At 65.3% G+C, this 4269-nt stretch carries 3 protein-coding genes and 1 pseudogene; 1 reads left to right on the top strand and 3 read right to left on the bottom strand.

All coding sequences use genetic code 11. The features are described 5' to 3' along the window. Positions 1–1297 (top strand): hypothetical protein (locus EN984_RS24530; RefSeq protein ID WP_127328253.1); only part of this gene is annotated, 1297 nt, incomplete at its 5' end. A gap of 68 nt (positions 1298–1365) precedes the next feature. Here the strand turns inward: EN984_RS24530 and edd are convergent. From edd to EN984_RS24515, 3 genes and pseudogenes are all read right to left on the bottom strand, one after another. After that, a complete protein-coding gene (edd, locus tag EN984_RS24525; RefSeq protein WP_127268130.1) occupies positions 1366–3189 on the bottom strand; it encodes a phosphogluconate dehydratase in 1824 nt (607 codons plus the stop codon). A 73-nt stretch (positions 3190–3262) separates the two neighbouring features. Continuing rightward, positions 3263–3979 carry a 6-phosphogluconolactonase gene (gene pgl / locus EN984_RS24520; RefSeq protein WP_127268129.1) on the bottom strand — a complete coding sequence of 239 codons (717 nt, stop codon included), beginning with the start codon at positions 3977–3979 and terminating at the stop codon, positions 3263–3265. Next, positions 3961–4269, bottom strand: a pseudogene (locus EN984_RS24515) (glucose-6-phosphate dehydrogenase); the annotation flags it as partial. The pseudogene EN984_RS24515 and the gene pgl, both read right to left, overlap by 19 nt.

Raw genomic sequence — 4269 nt, 5'->3', positions numbered from 1 at the left:
GAAATACACCGAGGACAAGGCGACCGTCGTGCTCATCACCGACGGGCTCGAAACATGCGGCGGCGACCCTTGCGCGCTTGGCAAGGAGCTCGAGGCATCCGGCGTCGACTTCACCGCCGATGTCGTCGGTTTCGGCCTGACCGCCGATGAGGGCCGGCAGATCGCCTGCCTCGCCGACAACACCGGCGGCAAATACATCCAGGCCTCCGACGAGAAGGCGCTGCAGGAGGCGCTTGCCGAGACCGTGGCGGCGCCGGTGCCGGAACCGGCACCCGCTCCGGCACCGGAGCCAGCGCCCGCACCGGAGCTGGCCAAACCGGACTTCAATTTCCAGCCGATAGCAGTGCTTGCCGAGGGCGGCGATCCCGTCACCGACGGCAACGCCTGGGAAATCTACAAGGCGAAACCCGACGGTACGCGCGGCGACTACGTCAGCACCGAATACGGCGCCTACAAGGCCAATCTGGAACTGGGCGACTATATCGTCGTGGCCAGTGACGGCCAGGCGAAGACCGAGCAGAAGGTCAAGATCGAGGCAGGCCAGGTCTACAAGCCTCTCTTCAACTTGAATGCCGGCACGCTCATCATCCATCCGCGACCGAGCGAGGGGGCGGATGTCGTCGATGGCGCGGCTGTCGTCATCGACTATCCTGGTGCCGACATGCCCGCCACCTTCTATGGGACGACGAAAGCCGTGTTGCCGGCCGGCGACCAGAAGGTGACTGTCACGATCGGGCAGGGCGTGGCTACCGAGACGATTCCGCTGGCTGCCGGCAAGACCGTGGAAAAGGACATGGTTGCCGGTGTTGGCCATGTCGTTGCCAATGCTTACTATGCTGCGGGCGGCGACAAGGCGGACGGTTCAGGCATCGGCTTCAAGGTGCTCAAGGCAAAAAAGAAGATCGATGGAACCAGGGACGAGGTGACCTATGCCTACGGACCCGACAGCAAATTCGATCTGCCGCCCGATGACTATGTGTTGATTGCGACGGTTGATCTCGCCGTCGTCGAGCAGCCGTTCACCGTCAAGGTGGGCGAATTTCAGGATCTGAAGGTCGCAATGAATGCCGGCGTGCTGGCGATCACCGCGCCCGGAGCCTCGAAGATCGAGATTTTCGAGGCCAAGAAGGACATCAACGGCAACCGCAAGTCGCTTGGCTATGCATTCGACCAGAAGTATCAGGCAGCGATCCCGGCGGGCGACTACGCCGTGGTTTCGGAGAAATCCGACAACAGTTCGAAAGAAGGCAACGTGACGGTCAAGGCCGGCGAGCGAGCCGAGCTAACCGTGCAATAGAATCGTATGCACAACCGCAAGAGGGCGGCCATGTGCCGCCCTTTTTCATGAACGACGCAGAACTGCCGTCAAGCGGTGCCGAAGGCGCTGGCGCCATGGTCGGCGCGGCCGACCAATTGCCGGAAGCCGGCAAACAGTTCGCGGCCGAAGCCGAACTCGTTGCCGATAAGATCGGCATCCGCCGTCCGGCGCAAGGCGAACTCCCCGGCCGGCACCAGGACTTCGAGTGTGCCGGCTTCGGCGTCGAGCCGGATGATGTCGCCTTCGTGGATCCTGGCGATAGGACCCTCCTCGACCGCTTCCGGCGTCACATGGATCGCCGCCGGCACCTTGCCGGAGGCGCCCGACATGCGCCCGTCGGTGACCAGCGCGACGCGCTGGCCGCGATCCTGCAGGATGCCGAGCACGGTGGTCAGCTTGTGCAGTTCCGGCATGCCATTGGCCTTCGGCCCCTGGAAGCGGATGACGGCGATGAAATCACCGGTCAGCGTGCCTGCCTTGAACGCATCGTTCAGCCCTTGCTGGCTGTCGAAGACCCTGGCCGGCGCCTCGATGATACGCCGCTCCGGCTTCACCGCGGAAGTCTTGATGACGGCGTGGCCGAGATTGCCTGACAGCACCTTCAGGCCGCCGGTCGCCTGGAATGCCTTGTTGAACGGCGCCAGCACTTTTTCGTCGCCGCTTGCCTTCGGCGAGGCCTCGCGCACCACGCTGCCGTCGGCGCCGAGCTTTGCCTCGACCGCATAGGGCCGCAGGCCTTCGCCCCACACCGTCTGCACATCCTCATGCAGGATGCCTTCGTCGAGCAGTTCGCGGATCAGGAAGCCGAGCCCGCCGGCGGCGTGGAAATGGTTCACGTCGGCGAGGCCGTTCGGATAGACCCGCGCCAGCAGCGGCACGGCTTCCGAAAGGTCGGAAATATCCTGCCAGGTGATGGCTATGCCGGCCGCCGCCGCCATGGCGATCAGGTGGATGGTGTGATTGGTCGAGCCGCCGGTGGCGTGCAGGCCGACGATGCCGTTGACGATCGAGCGCTCGTCGATCATCCGGCCGACAGGCGTATAGGCGTTGCCGAGCGCGGTGATCGCCAGCGCCCGCTTCGTCGCCTCGCGGGTCAGCGCCTCGCGCAGCGGCGTGCCGGGGTTGACGAAGGAAGCGCCCGGCGTGTGCAGGCCCATGATCTCCATCAGCATCTGGTTGGAATTCGCCGTGCCGTAGAAGGTGCAGGTGCCCGGCCCATGATAGGATTTGGACTCGGCTTCCAGCAGTTCGGCGCGCCCGGCCTTGCCCTCGGCGTAGAGCTGGCGGACCTTGGCCTTCTCGTCATTGGGCAGGCCGGTCGTCATCGGTCCGGCCGGAATGAACACCGCCGGCAGATGGCCGAAGGTGAGTGCCGCGATGACCAGCCCCGGCACGATCTTGTCGCAGACGCCGAGATAGACGGCGGCGTCGAACATGTTGTGCGACAGGCCGATCGCGGCGGCCATGGCGATCACGTCGCGCGAAAACAGCGACAACTCCATGCCGGGCTGGCCCTGGGTGACGCCGTCGCACATGGCCGGCACGCCGCCGGCCACCTGGGCAATGCCGCCGGCTTCGCGCGCCGCGTCCTTGATCAGCGCGGGGAAGGTCTCGAACGGCTGATGCGCCGACAGCATGTCGTTGTAGGAGGTGATGATGCCGAGGTTCGGCACCTTGTCGGCGCCCAGCGCGAGCTTTTCCGAGGGGCTGCACACCGCAAAGCCGTGGGCGAGATTGCCGCACGACAGCACAGCCCGGTTGGCGGTGCGGTTCGATGCCTCGGCGATGCGGCCGAGATAACGCTCGCGGCCTGGCTTTGAGCGCTGGCGGATGCGTTCGGTGATGGCTTCGATGTCGCGTCTGGCGGTCATGGCGGTCGGTCCTTTCAGGCGAGGTCCCGGAAACATCCTCCCGCCGTTTGCCGGGACCAGAGTAAATCGAGATTCAGGGGGCCCAGAAAACCTCTACGGGCTTATGCGCTGCGTCGAGCACGGCACGGATTGGCTTTCGCGGCCCGGGCGCCACCGCGCCGTCGAAGGCGATACGCTTGTCCTCACCCTCTATGTGCAGCGCGATGAAGCCGGCTTCGACGATGCGCGCCAGCGACAGGGTCAGCCGCGGCTCGCCCGCACTTGCCGCATGAACCGGCAGCACGATCCTGTCGGAAGACGGGTCGAGCAGCGTCGCCAGATCGTCGGCATCGGGAAAGAACGAGGCGGTGTGGCCGTCCGGCCCCATGCCGAGCACGACGACATCGAGCGGCCATGGCAAGGACCGGAGCGCTGCATCATCGGACGAGGCCGCATCCTCGATGCTGGTGGCTTCGTGATAGAGCGGCACGAAACGAGCCGCCTTGGCCGCGTTCTGCAACAGATTGGCGGTCACCAGCCCGGCATTGGAGCGTGGCGAGGAGGCCGGCACGAAACGCTCGTCGACCAGCGTCACGATCACCTTGTCCCAGGCGATGGGTATCGCTGAAAGGGCGGCGAAGAATTTTGCCGGCGTGGTGCCGCCGGAGACGGCGAGCAACCCCGTGCCGCGCTCGGCGATCGCCTTGGTCAGTCTGCCTGCAGCATGATCTGCAAGGGCGGCCGCCAGTTCCTGGCGCCCGGCGAAGCCGTTCCAGCTGTAGGCGGCGCTGTTCAATTGCTCTCGTGCCATGTCCGCCCGTCACGCTCGATCAGTGCTATCGAGGCCGATGGCCCCCAGGTGCCCGCCGTGTAGCCCTGCGCCTCCTGCCTGGCACTTTCCCAGGCATTCTGGATCGGGTCGATCCATTTCCACGCCGCCTCGACTTCGTCACGGCGCATGAACAGGGTCTGGTTGCCACGGATGACGTCCATGATCAGCCGCTCATAGGCGTCCGGTGCGCGGCCGTCGAAGGACTGCGCAAAACTCATGTCGAGCGAGATCTGGCGCAGCCGCATGCCGCCCGGACCCGGATCCTTGAT

Origin of the sequence: Mesorhizobium sp. M7A.F.Ca.CA.004.12.1.1 (genome assembly GCF_003997835.1) — a bacterium.
Lineage (GTDB): Bacteria > Pseudomonadota > Alphaproteobacteria > Rhizobiales > Rhizobiaceae > Mesorhizobium.
The sequence above is the reverse complement of the archived record's forward strand: the minus strand, read 5'-3'. Positions and strand labels throughout refer to the sequence as shown.